General features: G+C 36.7%; 19 protein-coding genes. 6 read left to right on the forward strand and 13 right to left on the reverse strand.

Annotated elements, in window-relative coordinates; translation table 11 throughout:
- The first annotated feature begins 15 nt into the window (after positions 1-15).
- Positions 16-408, forward strand: a complete 393-nt coding sequence (locus tag BC781_RS09370) for a hypothetical protein (RefSeq protein WP_146201662.1) — start codon at positions 16-18, stop codon at positions 406-408.
- 129 nt (positions 409-537) lie between these two features.
- On the opposite strand, the gene BC781_RS09375 is transcribed toward BC781_RS09370, so the two are convergent.
- From BC781_RS09375 to BC781_RS09390, 4 genes are all read right to left on the reverse strand, one after another.
- On the reverse strand, positions 538-1,854 hold the full coding sequence (locus BC781_RS09375; RefSeq protein WP_109616981.1) for a SpoIID/LytB domain-containing protein: 1,317 nt from the start codon (positions 1,852-1,854) through the stop codon (positions 538-540).
- Positions 1,855-1,910: 56 nt separating this feature from the next.
- Positions 1,911-2,510, reverse strand: a complete 600-nt coding sequence (locus BC781_RS09380; RefSeq protein WP_158281434.1) for a GNAT family N-acetyltransferase — start codon at positions 2,508-2,510, stop codon at positions 1,911-1,913.
- A 252-nt stretch (positions 2,511-2,762) separates the two neighbouring features.
- Positions 2,763-3,359 (reverse strand): NAD(P)H-dependent oxidoreductase, encoded by a 597-nt coding sequence (locus BC781_RS09385; protein ID WP_109616983.1) that lies wholly within the window; start codon positions 3,357-3,359, stop codon positions 2,763-2,765.
- A gap of 95 nt (positions 3,360-3,454) precedes the next feature.
- The gene (locus BC781_RS09390) at positions 3,455-4,048 is read right to left on the reverse strand and encodes a Crp/Fnr family transcriptional regulator (RefSeq protein WP_109616984.1); all 594 of its coding nucleotides are present in this window, start codon (positions 4,046-4,048) and stop codon (positions 3,455-3,457) included.
- Between the two features lie 202 nt (positions 4,049-4,250).
- Here BC781_RS09390 and BC781_RS09395 point away from each other — a divergent pair, with 202 nt between their 5' ends.
- A complete protein-coding gene (locus BC781_RS09395) occupies positions 4,251-5,147 on the forward strand; it encodes a haloalkane dehalogenase (RefSeq protein WP_109616985.1) in 897 nt (298 codons plus the stop codon).
- A 96-nt stretch (positions 5,148-5,243) separates the two neighbouring features.
- Here the strand turns inward: BC781_RS09395 and BC781_RS09400 are convergent, their stop codons facing one another.
- The 8 genes from BC781_RS09400 to BC781_RS09435 form a co-directional block, all read right to left on the reverse strand.
- Positions 5,244-5,957, reverse strand: a complete 714-nt coding sequence (locus tag BC781_RS09400) for a cytochrome c3 family protein (RefSeq protein ID WP_109616986.1) — start codon at positions 5,955-5,957, stop codon at positions 5,244-5,246.
- Between the two features lie 44 nt (positions 5,958-6,001).
- Positions 6,002-8,509, reverse strand: a complete 2,508-nt coding sequence (gene ccsA, locus BC781_RS09405) for a cytochrome c biogenesis protein CcsA (protein ID WP_109616987.1) — start codon at positions 8,507-8,509, stop codon at positions 6,002-6,004.
- Positions 8,510-8,647: 138 nt separating this feature from the next.
- Positions 8,648-9,694: a ferredoxin--NADP reductase gene (locus BC781_RS09410; protein ID WP_109616988.1), complete on the reverse strand. Its 1,047-nt coding sequence runs from the start codon at positions 9,692-9,694 to the stop codon at positions 8,648-8,650.
- 25 nt (positions 9,695-9,719) lie between these two features.
- Positions 9,720-10,196 (reverse strand): hypothetical protein, encoded by a 477-nt coding sequence (locus BC781_RS09415; protein ID WP_109616989.1) that lies wholly within the window; start codon positions 10,194-10,196, stop codon positions 9,720-9,722.
- A 99-nt stretch (positions 10,197-10,295) separates the two neighbouring features.
- Entirely contained in the window at positions 10,296-11,111 is an 816-nt protein-coding gene (locus BC781_RS09420) for a c-type heme family protein (RefSeq protein ID WP_109616990.1), read from the reverse strand.
- A 26-nt stretch (positions 11,112-11,137) separates the two neighbouring features.
- Entirely contained in the window at positions 11,138-11,617 is a 480-nt protein-coding gene (locus BC781_RS09425; RefSeq protein WP_245935602.1) for a globin family protein, read from the reverse strand.
- Positions 11,618-11,622: 5 nt separating this feature from the next.
- The gene (gene hemA, locus BC781_RS09430) at positions 11,623-12,894 is read right to left on the reverse strand and encodes a glutamyl-tRNA reductase (protein WP_109616991.1); all 1,272 of its coding nucleotides are present in this window, start codon (positions 12,892-12,894) and stop codon (positions 11,623-11,625) included.
- Between the two features lie 498 nt (positions 12,895-13,392).
- A complete protein-coding gene (locus tag BC781_RS09435) occupies positions 13,393-14,091 on the reverse strand; it encodes a Crp/Fnr family transcriptional regulator (protein ID WP_109616992.1) in 699 nt (232 codons plus the stop codon).
- 81 nt (positions 14,092-14,172) lie between these two features.
- Between BC781_RS09435 and BC781_RS09440 the strand changes: the two genes are divergently transcribed.
- Complete coding sequence (locus BC781_RS09440; RefSeq protein WP_109616993.1) at positions 14,173-15,357, forward strand: molybdopterin molybdotransferase MoeA; 1,185 nt, start codon at positions 14,173-14,175, stop codon at positions 15,355-15,357.
- Between the two features lie 545 nt (positions 15,358-15,902).
- On the opposite strand, the gene cobA is transcribed toward BC781_RS09440, so the two are convergent.
- Positions 15,903-16,670, reverse strand: a complete 768-nt coding sequence (gene cobA / locus BC781_RS09445) for a uroporphyrinogen-III C-methyltransferase (RefSeq protein ID WP_211323716.1) — start codon at positions 16,668-16,670, stop codon at positions 15,903-15,905.
- Positions 16,671-16,807: 137 nt separating this feature from the next.
- Here cobA and nirB point away from each other — a divergent pair, with 137 nt between their 5' ends.
- From nirB to BC781_RS09460, 3 genes are all read left to right on the forward strand, one after another.
- Complete coding sequence (nirB, locus tag BC781_RS09450) at positions 16,808-19,300, forward strand: nitrite reductase large subunit NirB (protein WP_109616994.1); 2,493 nt, start codon at positions 16,808-16,810, stop codon at positions 19,298-19,300.
- A gap of 31 nt (positions 19,301-19,331) precedes the next feature.
- Positions 19,332-19,700 (forward strand): nitrite reductase small subunit NirD, encoded by a 369-nt coding sequence (nirD, locus tag BC781_RS09455; RefSeq protein WP_109616995.1) that lies wholly within the window; start codon positions 19,332-19,334, stop codon positions 19,698-19,700.
- 183 nt (positions 19,701-19,883) lie between these two features.
- On the forward strand, positions 19,884-21,719 hold the full coding sequence (locus BC781_RS09460) for a sensor histidine kinase (protein WP_109616996.1): 1,836 nt from the start codon (positions 19,884-19,886) through the stop codon (positions 21,717-21,719).
- The last annotated feature ends 16 nt before the right edge of the window (positions 21,720-21,735 follow it).

A 21,735-nucleotide genomic window follows, 5' to 3' on the forward strand; every position in this document is an offset into this window, starting at 1 on the left:
AACCAAACTTTAATCATGAAAAAAACTGTACTATTGGCTATTTTTAGCCTTCTATCTATCATGTCATTTGCACAAGTGAAAGGATTCAACAAATCTTATATCGCAAATGGAGAAGCTCAAAACAGAAAGGTAGAATTCCACAGACAAAAAGCATCTGTAAAGAGGTGTGTCGTAAAACTTGCCCCAAACAATAGAGATATGACGATCAAAGTTGGTGATCAAGATTACAGCTTGGACAACTTGAAGTATATTGGAAAAAAAGGAAATCAAAACTATCACATGTATAAATCGCCAAATGGTGGATTGATTTACTGCGACAAACAACTAAGGGAATTTAGGTCTGCTAAACTGCTGATTGTACAAAAAAAGTTTACTGCTAGAAAACAAGTTATTCTAGTAAGATCATAAACTTATATTAAAGTCTATCTGTCCTATAAAAAAGCTGAGCTTTCCTTATGTAAGGAATAGACTCAGCTTTCTTTTATGTTTTAGAGAAATACAAAGGACAAAAACTAACCTTCTTAGCTTTCTACGTCATTAATAAATATCAAGCAAATCAGCTTTTGCGTAATAATGCTGCAGTATTTCACTATACTCTTTCCCTTGTTTTGCCATACTAACAGCTCCCGATTGACACATTCCTACGCCGTGTCCCCAACCTGCTCCTATCAAAGTGTAACTATCATCGTTTTCTTCAATATAAAAAGCGGCGCTACGCAGTGCAGGTTTCCACATCTGACGTATCGATAGCTCCCCTTCAACACTTATTGTTTGTTTCTCAAATACAAAATCCGCTAAATACATTCTGCCCGAAACACCTCGCTTCTTTACAACCAACTCTTTAAACTCTCCTAAGTCTTTATCGGTAGAAAGCATTTCACTCATTTCCTTTTTTGTATACGCTCTTTTCCAACGGAAATTCTGTTGACTATAAAGAGGTAGCTCAATACCCAAATTTGGATTACAATATGTTTTAGGTTCTGAGTTTATCCAATCTTGTGCTACTTTCTCATTACTAAGATCAAGTGCTGCAGCTTTGACATCATTTGTGACCGCCAATGCGTAAGAAGCCATTCTTGGACGGTCAGGCCAAACATTTTCAATAAGCTCACTATGTCCACCACAATTTGAAGCATAATAAGCATTCATCGGCTTTCCTTCTTCCGAAATAATAACAGAAGCTGTTTCAGTCACTGCCAAGTCAGATTCAGTCGTTCGTTTGTTGTTTCCGCTAAAAACTTGACACTCTACATCAGAAGTTAGGTCATGATACTCACCATTGTACAAACCTGAGGTTAAGGCAATAATTGCTTCCGAACGAGCAGCTACTGCTTGTGCTTTAAGCGCCTCAAGAGGTGAATCTCCTCCAATTTCGTAAGGTACAACTCCTTTGAGATACTCTTCGAGCGGAAGTTTTACAACCCATTCCAAAGTATTATCCATTCCGACATATATATGCATATCACCTTCATAAATTCTGTTCTGCTTTCCAGCCCACCACCAGCCAATTCCGTAAGGAACATCGGCAATTTCTAATGTTGAAGATTTATTTATGCCATTAATTTTAAGATGATCTATCTCGGTAGCGAGGTTTTTTCCATTGGCTGAGAATGTAATTTTTCCATCAACAGCACTTAGTTTTAGCGAATCGCCATTACTAAAACTCATAGCCTCCGATGAATCATCGATCTTTACCGTCCATTTGTCATGTAAGGCTACATTAATTTCACTGAGTGTATTTATGATACGCACCCTAACTTCAGGTTCAGCATCAAAAAGCTTGTTTGTATTCTGTGTCTTTTCTTGACAGCCAAAAATCAGAATTAGTATAGCAAATAGAATTGTCTTTTTCATTTGATGTGTTTGTTATAGGTTATTTCTTTTAGCAGTATGTTCTTTTTGTCAACTTTTTAATTCAGTTGAGTTCTTTTGTCTGAGGTATAATTCTGAAGTGACGCTGTTTGGACTTCTTTCCAATCTTTCTTTAAACATCCCATCACATAAAAATCGGAATATTGTCCATTTCTAAACATGGCCTCTCGGAGTGTACCTTCCTGAATAAAACCGCATTTTTTATATACAGCTACAGCGGCTTTATTTTCTGCTGCTACATGCAAATGAACTCTGTTTAAGTTGAGCGTATCAAAAGCATATTCAAGCATTAGCGCTACAGTTTCAGAACCATAACCTTTTGACCAATTCTCTTTGTCTGCAATACCGATATAGAAAACTGCCATACGCCCAATCCAATCAATGCGGAAAAAAGCTGTTTGCCCAATCGCTACATCATTATGCTTACTGCATATGGTAAATAAAATACTGTTTGGATCTGAAAGCTGTTTCTCTGTTTTGTGGAGTTGTTGTTTTACTGAAGTGGGAAGTGCATAAAAAAGTGTTGTTCGCGGATCTGGATGATTCTCAATTCGAGCAATCATCGTTTCGTCCCCTTCTTCAAAGGCTCTTAGATAGACCTTCTCACCAAGAAGAAAACTGTTGTTTTGATGTTCCATTATTCTAGTGTTGTATGATATGTTAAGCATGTATAATATTGCGATTTTTTTTAAAAATCGAATGATTCATACAACGAATTAAAGTTAAAAAATTCACCTTTAAACTAATCGAAATCTAGAAAGAGAATAAAGGGAATATTTCCCTTGTGGTAGATAACTATTTTCTAACTAGAAACATCAAATAAAAACAAAAGCCCAAACGAGTACTGATACTTGTTTGGACTTTTACTTAAACTTCAACTATACTTTTTTTTAAGAGAGCTGCTCATAAAACTCATCCGTTTCTGAATCCATTTGCTCATTCATAGATTCAATCGGATTTGAACGTTTGGGGTCATCAATGATTTCAACCCATTTTTGTCCGTATTGCTTAATAATTTCTTCAGAAACAGCATCGGCTCTGTACATCCAAACAGGAACCAAGTATTTCATTTTGGTAAGGTTTGCTGTAAGCTCAAAAGGTTTTAGCAAATCATATATTGTACAGAATTTGTCAAAGCCAGAGAAGTTCTCTTTTGAACCACCTGCCGACAAAATAATTTGTAACTCTTTATCTTTTAGCTTAATTCCTTTGCTACCATAGGCAAAATTATAGGTAAGTACATCATCTAGCCATTGTTTCAAAAGAGGAGTCATCGAGTACCAATACAACGGAAATTGAATCACAATACGGTCATGAGCTAATAATAACTCCTGCTCTTTTTCTACATCAATTTTAAAGTCTGGGTACTCTTTATACATATCGCGAGAAGTCGTGACCTTTCCACTTTCTTGTAACTGCTCTTTCCAAGTTTTATTGACTCTCGAATTCTCTAGGTTTGGGTGAAATACTAAATGTAAAATTTTCATTTGATGCTTGTTTGTTGTTTAGTAGCAGATGATTTATTCACCTGATTTCACTGCAAAGTTACGGACAGTATTCTTCTGTTTGTGAGGACATATGTCTAAAAAACGATGTTCTTTCGTATTCTACTCAAATGACGTTGGGTGACTCCCAAATAAGAAGCCAGATAATGAAGAGGGATTGAACGAAAGTATTCTGGATAATTTTTTATTAAGTCTTGATATCGGACTTCCGCAGTTTCCCTTTGTAAAAGATAGACTCGTTTTTCAAGGTTTATATATTCTTGTTCAGCAATGTGCTTGAAGAATTTTACCCAATTCGGATATTCCTCTTCCAAGAGATTCGCATTCTCTTTAGAAATCACGAATAAATCTGTTTTGCTAAGTGCTTGGATATTTTCTCTCGATACTTCTTGAGAAATCCAAGACGTATAAGCAGTAATGATCTGATTTTGAAAAGTAAAACAGAAGGTTACTTCCTCCTCTTCTGAAGAATGATAAAATGATCGAAAAATACCCGATTGGATATATGCAATATAATTACTGACCTCCCCTTCTTTAATAAGAAAATCTCCTTTTTTGAGGTGCGAGGGTTCTACTAATCTTAGAAAAGCATCAATATCTGTTTCTGTAAGAATTTCAAAAGCGCGAAGATATGCCGCTAGATTTTCTTTACTATATAGCTGTTTTTTCATTTGAAATCGGTATTTGAATTTATAAGTCTTTAGAGCGATATAAAATTTCAAATGGAGACTTATACGCTTGCTTTATCACAAATGTTGGCTCTGTATTGATTCGGATACAAAATGATCTTTCTATTTATTGTTTTTTGGACATATGTCTTACATCTCGACTAAATAGGTTGCGTAAATTTGTATTCTGATAAAACAAATAATCATGATCAAAGCACTACGTACACCCGAAGAAAGATTTCAAAACCTACCAAATTACGACTTCACACCTAATTATATTGATGATTTAGAGGGCTATAAAAATCTAAGAATTCATTATGTAGATGAAGGAAAAAAAGATGCTGAAAATGTATTCTTGTTACTTCACGGAGAGCCGAGTTGGAGTTTTTTGTATCGAAAAATGATTCCTGTATTCGCTGAAAAAGGACGAGTTATAGCACCCGACTTATTAGGTTTTGGTAAATCTGACAAACCTGTAGACGAAGACACGTACACTTTCCATTTCCACAGAAATTATCTGCTAAAGTTTATTGAGCGATTAGATCTTCAAAATATCACATTAGTTGTTCAAGATTGGGGTGGTTTATTAGGTCTAACATTGCCAATGGAAATGGAAGATCGCTTCAAACGTTTATTAATTATGAATACCGCTCTTATAAATGGGAAACCAGCAGGACCTGTATTTGCTGAGTGGATGGATGCAATCGTAAAGCCCGAAAATGTAGATTTAGCTACCATATTTCAGAAACACGCACCTGGCATCAGCGAACAAGATGCGGCTGCTTATGAAGCTCCATTCCCCGACAGAACATATAAAGCTGGAGTCCGAAAATTCCCTGTTTTAGTAGCACAAGAACCTCACTTGGAAGGCGTAGATATTTCATTAAAAGCCGCTGAATTTTGGGCTTCAAAATGGAATGGAGAAACCTTTATGGCAGTAGGGATGAAAGATAAAATGCTTGGCCCTGTTGTCATGCAACATATGAAGGCTCTCATCAAAGGCTGTCCCGAACCTTTAGAAATTGAAAATGGAGGACATTTTGTACAAGAAGCTGGAGGTGAACTAATCGCAAAAAAAGGATTAGAATATTTCAAATTATAAGAAACCGAAAAAATAAAAGCTCAAACTAGTACACACTAATTTGAGCTTTTTCTTTGAAAAATTGACTCTGTTTTCATTCCTAAATTTAGCAAATCTCTACTTGGTTTTTAGCTGCTCTTGCGCCCAAAGTTCTTCGCTCAAAGCATAAAACTTTTTGATACCTGCATAAGGTGATTCTCCTCCATCAAAATATTCTTTCAGGGCAATCATCGGGATGGTGTCTGCCATACTCTCTGCTGCATGATAAATATGATTCCCATGAAAATCATGGCACTGCAAACAGGTTGTCCACTGTTCTTCTGCTATCAAGTCTTTATGAGAAATCTCTAAAGGGTCATTGCTTAGTTCTGTATCTTCATGACAACTCTGACAATAACCTACATTTACTTGAGTGACACGCACACCATTATGTTCTTCATGGCAAGATTCACAATAAGTCACGCCCAATTCTTTTCGAGCTTCGGCAAATCTTGGTTCTTCAAAACGATGTAAAGGGTGTCTGTCATTTGCTCTTTCGTGACATTCCAAACACTTTTTATTATCTACATTTTCACTTCCAAAATTAGCTTCTGTCTTACGAAGACCAACCGTAAACATAATATTTGCCTGTAACTGCTGAAACGTATTTCCTCTTGAAGGTGTATGACAAGATTCACAGCTCAATTCTTCATGCCCCGTATTCATCGGGCCTTTCGATAAAAATTGTTCATTGATAGGAAGAGATAATACCACATAACAGATACTTGTGATAAAAAGTCCGACAGCAAAACCTATCCACTGTCTCCTTCTTTTTCTACTTATTGTTATCATTTTTTTATGTCTTTTGTTATGTAAAACGCGATAAATCGGCATTTCTACTTTACTAATTCTAATGCTAAACGACGGGGCTGTGCAACTCGAGCCAAGCTACCGACGACAGATAATCCGATTCCAAAACACATGATCAGTGTTCCAAGCCAAACCAATGAAATAAAGGGCATTTCTTGTGCTTTAATTGCGATCCAATCCCTTTGACTATGCTTAACTTCTAATGCAATACTTCCTGTTTGCGGATCAATTTGGGTCGTCAATAGTTTTAACCCTAAAGCTTGGATATGATCTTCTATAAGTTGAATTCGATTATTTCTGATCAAAAACTGAGAAGCTGCTTGATACTCATTTCCTTGATCTTCTACTGTAAAAATAGATTGAAGTCCCAAGTCCGATTCTTGTAGTTGAATCCCGACCATTTCTTGAAGAGGCTTTAAGCCTTCATAAGTTATTTTCAATCCTTGATATGAAAACTGATCTCCTCTTTTCAAATCAATTGTTTGAGGTGTAGACCATTCTACTTTCTCGGGATCGGGGAAATTACTCACATGTACATAAATGTCTTTATTCCAATAAGACTGAATAGATGGAGATGCTACAAATCCCATTTTAGGATTGTTCTGCATCCGAGGAAATAGCGTATAACTTTTCCCTTCTTTTTTTAGCTCTACTTCAAAAAATCTATTTTCGGGATCAAGTATTACGGTATCTCCTTTCAAACCGACCAAACTGCCCTCATTGAACTGATCTTCTTTTAGTAGAAAAACATCTGCATGATTGGTAGCGAGTAAGTCTTCTTCCAAATACTTCACGGATTGAGAAATATCCGTTCGCCATACATTTACATAGCGTACCAAATAATCTGACATAGACTTAAATTGCCCTCTGTTCAGTAAGATATTTTCTTGAAAAATATGCTCATTATTTTCGGCTAGTCGTACATTTTGGGTCAATAACTTAGCATGCCCAGCAGAGAAAATAAATCCGATAAGCATAAGGAAAAAACCGAGATGTGAAAAAACCCCACCAGCAGTAAGAATATTCCCCTGTAACTGCTGGTAGATAAAATTGAAATTGAGAGTAAGCCCAAAAAGGGCGGCACTAAATAGTAGTATATACTTCCAATCTGTCATCTGAAAAACAAACAACAAAATAGAAGCGATCAAGAGTGAAAAAATGAGTGGAAAGCCTAAGACTCTTTCCAAGTTTGACAAATCAGATAATAACTTTCGATAGACTAACTGCCCTATAACAGACAGCACACAAAATAAGATGGCAAACCAAAGCTGATAACTAGAGTAAAATGCAACAGGATCAGATGGAGGAGCTATTTTGGTATCTACTCCAAATTCTAACATCAATTGTTGATAAACAGGAATTGAAGTTGGCAACAATACTTGAAAAGCAGATAAACATAAAAGTCCGATGCCTAATGTCATCCACAGTTCAAAACTCTTCCAACTTACTTCATCAGAATTATTATTGGTAAATAAGTTTCGTCTGAAGTAGAGTAAAGTAAAGGGTATGAAAATGCTTAAAAGTAAAAAAATCAGCAATTGGGATGAAAGTCCCGAGTCTGTAAAAGAGTGAACACTAGCATTTCCAAGTATTCCGCTTCTTGTGAGGAAACAGGCATACACAACTAATATAAAGCTAGCAATACTCAGAATGTGAGTGAGCAGTAAAGCTTTCTTTTTTTTCACATACAGAAAAAGACTGTGTACAGCTGCGAGCATTACTAACCAAGGAATAAAAACAGCATTTTCTACAGGATCCCAATTCCAATATCCACCAAAGTTTAGTGTTTCATAAGCCCAATAGGCTCCCATCATGATACCCAATCCGAGAATACCTGTTGTGCTCAGAAACCAAACTTTTGTCTTAGAAATCCAAGTTGAAATTTGCTTGTTGAATAAAGCGGCAATAACATAACAGAATGGCACAGCAGCCATTGCATAAGCTAAAAAGATAATGGGTGGATGAATGACCATCCAGATATTTTGTAATAATGGGTTAAGACCATTTCCGTCTGTAGGGATGATTCCCTCTGCTCCTTTTATTGGTTCGATCACATCATACAAATACACAAAAGGAGAACTTCCGATTTTGAAATCATCTGAGAAATAAATCCCCAAAAGCATACTGCATAGCAGCGTCTGAATGGTGTAAAAAATAGTCATCACGGGGGCCTCCCATTCTTTAGCTGTTCGCTGAAGAATAAAGCCGATGATTACATTCCAAAAAATCCAAACGAGGAAACTGCCTTCCTGCCCTTCCCAGAAACAGGCAATCATAAAGTGGAGTGGCAAACGGTTCGAGGAGTGTTGCCAAACATAATGGTAATCGTATTTGTGTAGTAGTATTAGAAAAAAAAGAACAATCACTGCTGTGAAGACCGCAAAAGCATGAGTGAGTGTGAGTACACGAGCAAAGCCCAACCATTCTTTTTTATTGGTAGTTGCCGCATTCGCATAGGCATAGATTCCAACGATAAGAATAGCCGTTACAAAACTGAATATTAATCCAAAATGTCCGATATCGCCCCACAGCATAAGATTGTTCTTAAGAAGTTTGAAAAAAATCGATCTGAAATATTTTATAGAATTTACATGTAGAGAAGTCGATTTATCGCGTCTAACTCATACCCAAAGACGCGATAAATCGACGTCTCTACGATAGTTTTTTCTTGTTTAAGCATATTCAATCACCACTTCTTCAGAAGTAGGATGACTGATACATGGCAAAACATAGCCAGCTTCTATATCTGCTTCTGAAAGTACATGCCCACCTCTCATTTTTACTTCTCCAGAAGTACAGTTTGCCTTACAGCTTCCACAAATTCCGTCTAAGCATACATAAGGTACTTTGAGTTTAGCATCTAAAGCAGCGTCCAAGATATTTTGCCCTGCCTTTACATGGATTTTGTGTGTATTATTCTTCAGAATAAGTTGGATATCTTGTGCCTCTTGCTTTTTCTTGGCTACTGCTTCGGCTGGCGGAGCAGAAAATCTTTCAATGTGAATCTGTTTCGATTCTACACCTGCAGACTTAAGACCTTCTTCAGCCTCATTCATCATTCCCGAAGGACCACAAATAAAGTATTCTGTTTTTTCTGCCTCCCACTTTGGAATCTGAGAAAGTAATTCGGGTACTTGAGTTCTTTCAACTCTGCCTTTGTAGCATTCTTCAAAATCACCTGGACTTTCAAGAATATGAATCAGATTTAACCTTCCTTCAAATTGAGATTTGTAATCGTTTAATTCTTTATTAAAGATGATCGATTCTACATCTCTGTTTCCGTAGAATAGTGATACAATGCTTTGAGGTTCGCCGTGCAAAATGGTTTTCAAAATTGAGATGAGTGGAGTAATACCACTTCCTGCTCCAAAGAGCACGATATGTCTTTTGTTTTTTAAATTAGGTTCGGTTGTAAAACTTCCCATGGGGTAAAGCACTTTCATGCTCATTCCCTTTTTTACATTTTCAAATAAATGGTTTGATACTTTCCCGTCTTTTACTCGCTTAACCGTTACACTTACTGTTTTATCAATCTTGGGTGCAGAATTTAACGAATAGCATCTTCGTTCTACCTTTCCATCTATTTCTACCAATAGTGTAAGGAATTGACCTGAGGTATATTTGATTTTCTTGAAGAAGGGTTGCTTGAAATGTATACTCACAGCATCGGCTGTTTCTTGTATTACATCTACAATTTTGAGTTTAGTAATTCTTTCCATGATGTGTTGTCGCGTTTATTATTTTTTATTCATAATAGAATACGATCCAGATATGATAGACCGTGAGGAATGTGATAAAGAAAGAACAGGCTACATGAAGGATCATCCAACCTTGAAATAGGACTTGAGATCGGGATTTGAGGACATCGAGGTTAAACATACCTAGAATGAAATTGCCAAAGAAAGTCAAGCTAAGTACAAACAGGTAAGCAAAACCCAAATGCATAGAGTGTACATAAAATAGCAAAGGTGTAAAAGCCCCTAGCCAATTATGAATGCTTTTAAAGGTTATGGATAACGTCTGCCAAGATGGAACAACACGAATTAAGCTTAATGTCCATTGGAAAGCAATGATTAGGAATAATCCTAAACCAGACCATCTTCTGTATGATTGTGTTTCTTGAAGTTCTTCCAAAGCTACCCACCTCAACTCAAATATTTCTTGAAGCAGAAAGAGGATAAATAAAGTCCCTCCGATACTCAAATAGCGTTTTGTATTCATGATTTTTCGGGGATAAATAGCCTCCTTCTCCTTGGAAAAGGAGGCTCAGTTAATCTGGACTATCTCTTGTTAGTTATATTGAATTGGTTTTTTCTAGTTTTAGAGTTGAAGAATACCTTCTAGGGTTTCTTCAGATGTTAGGATAGCCACACTATCAATAAATACCTCCGAACTCGGAATCTGATACCCCGCCGTAGGCCATAACTCACCTACATTAGGAATTTCATTCTCTTTAAATGACTTTGTCTTCGCGATATACTCGTTGAACGTTGCCGTTGCACCACCACGATAAGCCATAATTATTTCTTTTAATTCTTTGAAGGAAACAGAATCTTTAGGGTAAGTCCAAGTAGTTGCACCTTGGATGTCTCCCATCTTCCAATCTGTTTTTGTAGTTTCAGGATGATCATTATGACAACTCACACAAGGAGTTGCTGCAGCGAAATCGGGGAACATGGCAGTATAGAGCTGATTTTCTTCGTCAAAGAAAAACTTCGGAACAGAGTCATTTCTCATTTCAGCAAATAGCTCTGCTTGTTTTCCTTTGAATTTATTCGATTTACGAATCGGAAAATCAGAACCTAAGAACAAGCCCAAAGGTACCTCGCCTTTTTTACGGATATCTCCTGCAATTCCTCTTAAAAATAGTGCTGGTAGCGGACCTGCTTCTACATGGTCTTTCTCCCAGTCCTCATCGAATTTCAATCCTTTTTTCTTCCCTGCCCCTACAATTGCTTTGGTGTAAAGGGTTCGGGCAATATCGTTTTCCTTAGCTACGATTTCGAAAGCTTCCTCAATAGAGTAAACTTTATCAGTACTTGCTTCAGCTGTTTCTTCAGGTAAGGGTTGGCAGGCTCCTAAAGTTAGTACACAGCTGATGCCTAATAGAAATTTGTTGTAAGTAGATGAGATCATAAAAATGTATTTTGTATTGAAAAAAATTAGACGGTTTCTACAGTAGCCGCAGCGTCTTTCATAGTTGTAGCCAATACAGTATAAACTGTTGTCCACGCTTCTTTTACCTCTTCATTCCAATTTTCACCCAATCCTACTTCTAGGGTAGAAAGTAAGGCTGCTCCTACAGTATCGTAATGTGAATCTTCTACGCCATAGTCAACATGTCTTTTACCTAAATCTTGTACTACAGGAACTAAGGCTCCTAAATCATCAAGTCCTTTCACAGCAGCTGCAAGCATTGTCATCAACTTATTACCTTGCTCAGACATATCGCCCTTAAAAAGTGGACGAAGTGCAGGATCTAGTTCAAAAAGCTTATTGTAAAAAATCTCGGCAGCTTTGTCTGCAATAGGTGCTACAATGGCAAAAGTACTTTGTACTAGCTCTTTCTGCTTTGTAGAGATCGGACCTTCTTCTACTACTTCTTTCTTCTTTTTACCGAATAATGATTTGAAAAAACTCATAATGTTTAGGATTTAGTTTCTGAGAATTGATTTTCATCCAGCATAAATAGCTCTTTAAGAGACTGATTCAATTGTTCAACATTACCCCGTTGGCAAGCAGTTTTCAATTGAACTACTGGTATATTTATTATTTTTTGAATCACTTTTGAAGTCACCTCTTCTACTACTTCATAATCTGCTGTAGACATTTCTTTCATATAATTTGAAAGTGTCGACTTACGAAGTTCTTCCAAGGCTTCTTTAAATTGGCGAACGGTAGGCGTAAACGAAGATTCATCCAACCAAAGGTTAAATTGCTCGACAGCTTCGTCAATAAGTTGTTCTACTTTGGGTACTTCATTTTTTCTGAAAGCCAAAGTCGTTTCTGTTAAAGCCGCAATTTGGTCGATATCATAAAAACACTCACAAAGCTCCGCCACCTCAGGAGAAACCGTTCGAGGTGCTCCCAAATCAAAAACAGCTAAAGTCGTTGCATTTAAAAAGTCTGATTTCTGATACAGGAAACTTCCTTGTTCAATCGTACTCACTATGATATCAAAATGTGGAATTAAGTCTTTGTGCTCATCAAAAGGAAAAATGGCAAAATCATATGCATCAGCAATAGCCTTAGCTTTTTCTAATGTTCGATTTGTAATTGCTACATTTTCAATTCCAAACTTTGCCAAGTGATCGCAAAGGTCTTTCCCCATCTGACCAGCACCAATAACCAACACATTGACCATTTTATCAGATCGACTTTCAATCAATTGATTGATTTTCTTGGCTGTATTATAAGACGCTGAAAGTGCTCCTTCTTGGAAAGAGGTCTGATTCAAAATCTGTTTGTGCGTATAAAAGATGGAGTGCATTAAACGGTGTAAATAGCTTTTCACCATATCTGCATCAGTTGCTAATTGGTATGCATCTTTTAGTTGCGAATAGATTTGAAGGTCTCCGAAGATTTGAGATTCTAAGCCAATACTTAAACGGAAAAGGTATTTTAAAGCATCATCGCCCTGACAACTGAAAACATACTTTTTGTACACATCAGATTCTCCTGCAGTCTTAAAAGCACAAATAAATTTCAAGATTGCAGAACGCATCCCGATTGGGTGCAAGTAATAGATATCTGTTCGATTGCAAGTAGATAAAACAATTGCTTCTTCTATCCCTAAAACTTCTTTGAGTTTACGTAGAAAGTCTGCTGTTTCTGTCTTTGAAATAGAAAACTTTTCTCTAAGCTCTACAGAAGCTGATTGATGAGAAATTGAAAAAATATAGAGTTCTTTCTTTAACATACCACCGTTTTAATTTTCTTACTCTCAAGCCATCAACTTTGAGATAGCAAGATTTGATTGAACTTTCTGTTACAAAGTTATAGTGGTACGTAGATCGTTCCTATGTTAAAATTCAGTAGATGACGGGCTTTTTATCCCAAATAATTCTGCGAATTAGCAGTTTTAGTCAAAAAAGTAAGTAATACCCTTATTATCAACAGCTTTCAATATAAGTAGTTCTACCGCTAAATAAGGATTTTCTATTCTATCTAAGTACTAGGACATAAGAAAACGAGTGTAACTATCCTTAGAGTTAACGAAGTGATCTAAGGATTTGAGGATGAAAGCAGGAGTCTTTAGACTCTCTCCTACATTTATGAGTTCTTATAGCAACTCTAAAAACAGTATTTTTAATACTAAAAACATTTGTCCATCTACATATTTAGATAAAAAAAACTCAGACTATTTTATATCATAGTCTGAGTTTATATCTGTTGGTACATCATTTCAGTCATAAAGCTAAGAATCTAGGTAAAAATTATGTTCCGCAATCTCTCTTTTCAAAAGATCTACATCAGGAATTCCAATTTTACGACCTTGTGAGATCACTAACTTTTCTTTTTTAAGTGCCGATATTATTCGAATAACTTGTTCATCCGTAGTACCTGCATAATCCGCAATTTCTTTCCTAGAAAGCTCCAAACTCATATAGGCATAATTGTGTCCAAATTTGCGGTTGATATACAATAAAGTATCAATCACCTTTTCACGAACACTCATTTGAGCCAACTTTCTAACCTTAGTTTCACTTCTATTCAGCTCTTGTGCATAAAACTGCATCATATTAAAGGTGAACTCAGGATATTTAGCAAAAAGGGATTCGAGATTACTATTTGAAACGTGACAGATCACACTATCTTCCAAAGTAGTAGCACTCACTTGGTATATTTCGCTCACCCCAAAGCCTCGGTGCCCAAGGACTTCCCCTTCTCCTGCAAAACGAAGAATTTGTTCTTTCCCTTGATAACCTGTTGTACTCACTTTTACTCTACCACTCTGAATAAAGTACAAACCGTAAATAGGACTTCCTTCTAATATAAATGTTTGCCCTTTTTTGCACCTAATCGCATTGATAAAGAGGTCTTCCTCGGCTATATTAGTAGTAAAGCAACTTTGTTTAATAAGGCAATTTGTATTTTCGCAACTGATACAATCCATAAACAACTTATTTTATTTATACGTAATAATACGTACTTTTATTAAAAAATAATAATCAATCACTCAAAATATATACACACTATGATCTCAGTGGAAGAAGCTAAAGAATTAGTTAAACAGCATATAAAAACATCTGATAAGCACCTCAATTTACCAATTGAAAAAACACTCAACTACATATTAGCCAAAGATTTACATGCAAATATTTCACTCCCTCCTTTTGCCCAATCAGCAATGGATGGATATGCTATCAACATTGAAGATTTTAGTGACGAAAAAATATTTGAAATTCAGACTATTATTCCTGCAGGTCATACCAAGTTAGAAAAATTAGAAAAAGGAAAGGCTATTAGAATATTTACAGGGGCTCCTATCCCCGATGGTGCTGATGCTATTATCGTACAAGAAAAAGCAAAAGAGGAAAATGGCTTAGTCCGTTTTGATGCACAAGAATTGAAAGCAATGCAAAATATCCGACCTATCGGAGAGCAGATACAAAAAGGAGAAGTAGCTGTAGCTAAAGGTACTTTACTCACCCCCGAAACACTGAGTTTTATCGCATCTTTCGGAATAACTGAATTATGCGTTCAAAAACAGCCACAAATCAGCATTTTCGTTAATGGAGATGAACTCATAAAAGCAGGTCAAGAATTAGAGTTCGGTCAAATTTATGAATCAAATTCGCTAGGACTGAAAGCAGCCGTCGAAAATACAAACTTTCCTGTAGCCTCAGTTCAACATCTTCCAGATAATAAAATCAAAGTGATGGAAGCAATTTCTAAAGCTACGACCGAAATGGATTTCCTTTTACTTTCTGGAGGAATATCAGTTGGTGATTATGATTATATAGGGAGTAGTCTTCGAGAGTTAGGCTGTCAAGAGATTTTTTATAAAGTGAAACAAAAACCAGGTAAGCCATTATTCTTCGGAAAACTAAACGACTGCTACGTTTTTGCACTTCCTGGAAATCCCGCAGCATCTCTTACTTGTTTTTATGAGTATGTCCTTCCTGCTCTTCATCAATTTTCAGGAAATGGATTCAAAGAGTTAAGCACTTTTCTTATTCCCTTAGCTCATGATTTTAAGAAAAAGGGAGATCGTGCTCAATTTTTAAAGGCTAAAATAGAAAATCATAAAGTGAGTGTGATGGGTAAGCAAGCCTCTTCTATGCTACGTTCATTTATAAACTCTTCTGGGTATGTGTATATCTCTGCTGAACAGGCTGAAGTTAAAGAAGGTGAGTTGGTGGAAGTGAGAGTTTTTTAAGAAGGTTAGCGAAAGAAAATATGTTTGTTTTCCATTCATACTAATCCATTCACAGAGGGTATTGTCTTTCTTATTCAAATGTTAGTGTTCATTTCTTTGCTTGATCAAAGAAACGAACCAAAGAAAATCAAGCCACATAAAAAACGGTCAGCCCACTTGCATTCGCTTCTCCGCTTTTGTGGCGAACAACCCGCAAACACGTATAATAGGGCGGTTTGTCCCATCGTGCGTAGCTTGGGCTGAATGTGGGGAGGACGATTGAATGGGACTTGACTTTTTTTGCTTCGTTTTTTGTGTCAAGACAAAAAATGAAGACTACAAGAAAGTAAATGAACTACTTTACCTACTGTAAAAGGAAGTTTAAAATAAAATAGATTCAAAATTAGTTTATACATAAGTCACTATAAACTAAAAAAAGGAAAACAGAGCAAAGCCCTGTTCCCTTTCTACTACTCAATACTAATTAATTTATTTTTTACCACGAGATAGATAATGAGGTAGGGGCAGCGTAACACGCCGCCCTTACTCTATAAAATTACTCTCTATCAATTTTGTCTTTGAACATTACATAGCTCTACTAATTCCGAAGGTGTCCTATGTTTGATCACCTCCCCTATCATGATAATTCCTGGAGTTCCTATCTTATTTTTTTCAACTAGTTCTTCTATATCTGAAAGTGTTCCAACCACATGTTTCTGGTTTTCACAAGTAGCATTCTGAACAATTGCCACTGGCTCATCGGCATCTCTGTACATACTAAAGAGTTGTACAATCAGAGATAACTTTCTAAGTCCCATTAAAACCATTACTGTAGCTGAAGACTGCGCTGCCAAATTCAAATCTTTCGATAGCGAGTTTGACTGTGTTGTTCCTGTAATCACCCAAAAGCTATCACTCACTCCTCTTCTTGTAATTGGAATTCCAATTGAAGACGGAGCACTCGTCACACTACTAATACCTGGCACTACTGCTATTGGAATATCATGTGCTGATGCGGCAATTATTTCTTCCTGTCCTCTACCAAAAACCAAAGGATCACCACCTTTTAATCTTACTACATGTCCATGCTCATAAGCATTCTCAATAATCAACTCATTAATCTCATCTTGAGACTTATAATGATCTCCAGCTCTCTTCCCTACAAATATCTTGATCGCCTTAGTAGCATAATCTAATAACTTAGGATTAACTAAAGCATCATATAAAACTACATCTGCAGCTTCCAATGCTTTTATTCCTTTTACACTTATAAGGTCTACATCTCCGGGTCCTGCACCCACCAAAGTGAGCTTTGCGTATTTATTCTTCATCATTTTGAGTGATTTTTTGAGTAGTTACTTGCATTTCTTCCTTAAATGTAAGTAAATTTAAGTAATATTACGTATTTAATTTAAAAATTAAATAAAAAAACTACGTAAAAGACAGGTTCAACTTCTAAATTCAAAAGCACATGAAGCATGTAATCGTTGTAGGGAATGGAATGGTGGGATATAAATTCTGTGAGAAAATCAGAGCCAAAGTAAAAGGCAGTCAAATAAAAATTACCGTTTTCGGAGAAGAAGTACTTCCTGCTTATGACAGGGTACACCTAAGTGACTACTTCCAATCTAAAAATAAAGAAGACCTATTTATGGCTTCTAGAAAATGGTATGAAGAAAATGACATCGAACTGATCACAGGAACACTTGTCACAGATATTAATAGAGAAGATAAATCTATTAAAACACATGACGGACAAGAATTAAGTTATGATCACCTAGTACTCGCTACTGGTTCATCTGCTTTTGTACCTCCAATTCCGGGAGTTGATAAGAAAGGTGTTTTTGTATACAGAACCCTAGAAGACCTTGATGCAATTCTTGATTATGGAAAGCAATGTAAAGATGCTACAGTAATTGGTGGCGGTCTTTTAGGTCTTGAAGCTGCAAAGGCTGTGATCGATATGGGGCTTAAAGCTAAGGTTGTCGAGATGGCTCCCCGTCTGATGCCTCGTCAGTTGGATGATAGAGGCGCACAAATGCTTCAATCTGGTTTGGAAGAAATGGGCATTGAATTCCATTTATCTAAAAGAACTGAGAAAGTTTTAGGAAACGGTTCAATTGAAGCATTAGGATTCCAAAATGATGAAACGCTCCCTACCGATATGGTCATTATCTCTGCAGGTATCAAACCAAGAGATGAACTAGGTAGACAAAGTGGATTAGCGGTAGGTCCTCGTGGTGGTATTGTGGTTAATAGCCAATTACAAACAAGTGACCCAAGTATATATGCTATAGGGGAAGTTGCACTTTATAGAGATATGATTTACGGTCTTGTAGCACCTGGTTACGATATGGCTGAAATTGTAGCTTCTCAAATTGCTGAAGAAGAATTCACTCCATTTACTGGTGCAGACATGTCTACAAAACTAAAACTTGTAGGTACTGATGTCGGTAGTTTCGGTGATGCTTTATTAGAAGAAAATACAGGAAGAACAATTGTTGTAGCAGACGAATACAACAAACTATATAAAAGAATAAATATTTCAGAAGATGGTAAAAAGCTATTAGGTGGAATTCTTGTAGGAGATACTTCTCGCTACAATATCCTTCATCAGATGGTACTCAACGACATGCCTCTTCCTCCTCACCCTGAAGATCTCATCGCTGAACAACGTGAAGGTGGAGCACCAATTGGCAATGGCGTAGCAGATTTACCAGATACAGCTCAAGTTTGTTCTTGTGAAAATGTGACTAAAGGTGGACTATGTTCAGCTATTGAAGAACAAGAACTTTCTAATCTTGACGAAATCAAAGCTTGTACAAAAGCGGGTACAGGTTGTGGTGGTTGTATTCCTATGGTGACTGATCTTATGAAGGATGTTCATAAGAAAATGGGTAAAGAAGTGAAAAACGTAATCTGTGAACACTTCGATTACAGCCGTCAAGAATTGCTTAGTATCATTAAGGTGAAAAACATTCGTACTTACGACCAACTACTGAAAGAATACGGTACAGGTAACGGATGTGAAACTTGTAAGCCTGCTGTAGCTTCTATTCTTGCGAGTACTTGGAATGAGCTTATCACTGAGCAAGCCACAATTCAAGATACCAACGACAGATTCCTTGCAAATATCCAAAGAGGAGGTACTTATTCTGTAGTTCCTAGAGTTGCTGGTGGTGAAATCACGCCTGACAAACTAATTGTACTTGGTCAAGTCGCAAAGAAATATGACTTGTACTTGAAAATCACTGGTGGTCAGCGTATCGATATGTTCGGTGCTCACGTAGGTGATTTACCAGATATTTGGGAAGAATTGATCAATGCTGGTTTTGAAAGTGGTCATGCTTATGGTAAATCACTTCGTACAGTCAAAAGTTGTGTGGGTTCTACTTGGTGTAGATACGGTCTGCATGACTCCGTTACTTTTGCTATCGATGTAGAAAATAGATACAAAGGTCTTCGTGCACCACACAAATTGAAAGGTGGTGTTTCTGGATGTATCCGTGAATGTGCAGAGGCTAGAGGTAAAGACTTCGGTATCATTGCTACTGAAAAAGGATGGAACTTGTACGTAGGTGGTAACGGTGGTTCGAAACCTCAACATGCCGAGCTACTTGCTGCTGATATTTCTTCCGAAGACTGTATCAAATACTTAGACAGATTCCTGATGTTCTACATCAAAACGGCTGAACCATTGAACCGTACGGCTACTTGGATGAACAAATTGGAAGGTGGACTCGACTACGTAATTGATGTTGTTGTCAACGATTCGCTTGGAATTGGTGAAGAGCTCGAAAGAGATATGCAACAATTGATCGATGTCTACAAATGTGAGTGGACTGAAGTGGTAAACAACCCAGAACTTCGTAAGAAATTCAGACACTTTGCGAATAGCGACGAAAAAGATCCAAACATCAAGTTCGAGCCGATGCGAGAGCAAAAGAAACCTGTAAAGTGGTAATCCAATTCTTCTAGACTTAAAATTTTGAATCATGATCGATACTATTTATAAAACTGTAGCTTCAACGGAAGTGACTAAGTGGGAGCTCGTTGGACATGTAAATGATTTCTCAAAAGAAGGAGGAGAATGTGTAAAGGTGGGTGATTTACAAATTGCTGTATTCAACTTTACAAGCAGAGGCGAATGGTATGCATGTCAAAATGTTTGTCCTCATAAAATGCAAGCCATCTTATCTAGAGGTATGATTGGCTCACATGGAGATGAACCAAAGGTAGCCTGTCCTTTCCATAAGAAAACTTTCTCTCTAAAAACTGGAGAGAATTTGAATGGAAATGAAAGTGCTATCGCTACTTATCCTGTAAAAATTGAAAACGAAAACGTATATATCGGACTATCCTAACTCAAGTAAACTCAAGGTGAATGGGCTTTGGCTCATTCACCAATTTTGAGTTGAAGATTTCCTTTCTTTTAAACCTTCTTTTCACAATACTCAAATAGGCTTTTTACATATTCAATAGGTACAAATACTTAGAATATGTATATTTAGTGAATCTATTGATTTTCAAAAACTAAATATACCAGTGTGAACGAAGAGCAAACCTATATCGCCAACCTATACACAAAACTACGTGAGTTAAACTTTAGAGGCTTAGGAAGACTGTATATCGTAGCAATTTCAATTGTTGTAATTGTTATGCTTGCTACACAAGTTCTCATTCAGAACTTCATCAATAGCCAACAACAAGATGCTACAGTAGTCAATATTGCAGGTAGGCAACGTATGCTTAGTCAGAAAATCACAAAAGTAGCCTTACAGATTATTCACCCTGTAGAAAATGCAGATTTACCTTCCTTACAAGAAGAACTAAAGCAAGCTCGATCACTTTGGAATGATTCACACACTAAACTCAAGAACTCTTCATTTTTTACCGATGGCTCACTCAACAGCTCTAAAGTAAATGCCTTATACGAAGAGATGAGTCCTTTTTATATAAAGATTTTAAATGCATCAGACTCTATTCTTAATCACCAATCTAGCCCTGAAGAACTAAAAGCAAATCTCAATACAATTCTATCCAATGAAAGTGATTACCTCAACCTCATGGACAAAATTGTATTTCAGTACAATCACGAAGCCGACCAAAGAGTAGAAAGATTAAAAGATACAGAGTTAATGCTATTACTGATTTCTTTAAGTATTGTAGCATTCGAACTCTTTTTCATTTTTAGACCAACTGCTCGCCAAGTAAAAGAAACAGTACAAGAGTTAGAAGACTCTAAAGCTCACACAAGAAAATTACTGAAAGAAACAGAAGGTTTATATCACTCTTTAGGGTTAGCGTATCAAGTGCTAACGGATAAAGAAGAAGAAGAAACCCCTCCTCCACAACTTTTAGCAAAAGCAGATGAGAAGGGTAACACCTTCCTTCAAACAGATTTCTTCACAAACTTAATGGAATATCCTCAAGGCGAAAGAGCTGTCAGAAATATCAAAACATGGCTTATCGAAGAAGGCTATCCAAAAGACTTCGTGGAAAACTTGTGGAATATAGTTCTCAACAAAGGTGTTTGGAATGGTGAGGTGAAAGTAACTTCTCTGGAAGGCGATTTCATTTGGTTTGACATGAATATCATCAAAGTTGACAACAACGGTCGTACGTTTATCTTGATGGTAGGTGCAGATTTAACCACTCAGAAAGAAGCTGAGGAAGTGTCTAAAGAAATCAATAGAGAAAAAATAGATAAAGAAATCAGGGATCAACAGATTCGTTCTGCCCTCATTATGCAAGGGCAAGAAGAAGAACGAAAAAGGATTTCAAAAGATATACATGATGGAGTTGGCCAATTGCTAACGGGATTAAAATTCAAACTTGAATCTGTCAACCTTAAACATGAAAAAAGGGCATATCAGCAGATCAAGGAAATCAAAGAACTTGTACAAGGAATTATCTCTGAGTCTAGAAGAATTGCTTTTAACCTTGCTCCTTCTTCACTGAGTGATTACGGCATCGTTTCGGTACTAAATAAATTTGCCAAAGAAGCAGATAGACTTTCTGAGTACAATGTTGAATTTGTCAATACAACAGGCTTTATGAATCGATTAGAGCCTGCTGTTGAAGTCAATGTTTACAGAATTGTACAAGAAGCAGTAAATAATGCCATAAAATATGCCGATGGAGAAAATATCAAAATTCTCCTTGAGCACGATACTCGTCAGATCACACTCTCAGTCATTGACGATGGTATCGGTTTTAAACTTCACGAAATGGAAGAAGACCAAAAAGGGCTTGGTCTAATCAATATGGAAGAACGAACGAACTTCATAAACGGAGAATTCAAATTAAGATCCACAGTTGGAGAGGGCACCAAAGCAGAGCTTAAAGTCCCACTTAACGGAATAATCTCTTCTATGAACTAAACACTTTAGTTAACTC

The sequence above is a fragment of the Sediminitomix flava genome, assembly GCF_003149185.1.
GTDB lineage: Bacteria > Bacteroidota > Bacteroidia > Cytophagales > Flammeovirgaceae > Sediminitomix > Sediminitomix flava.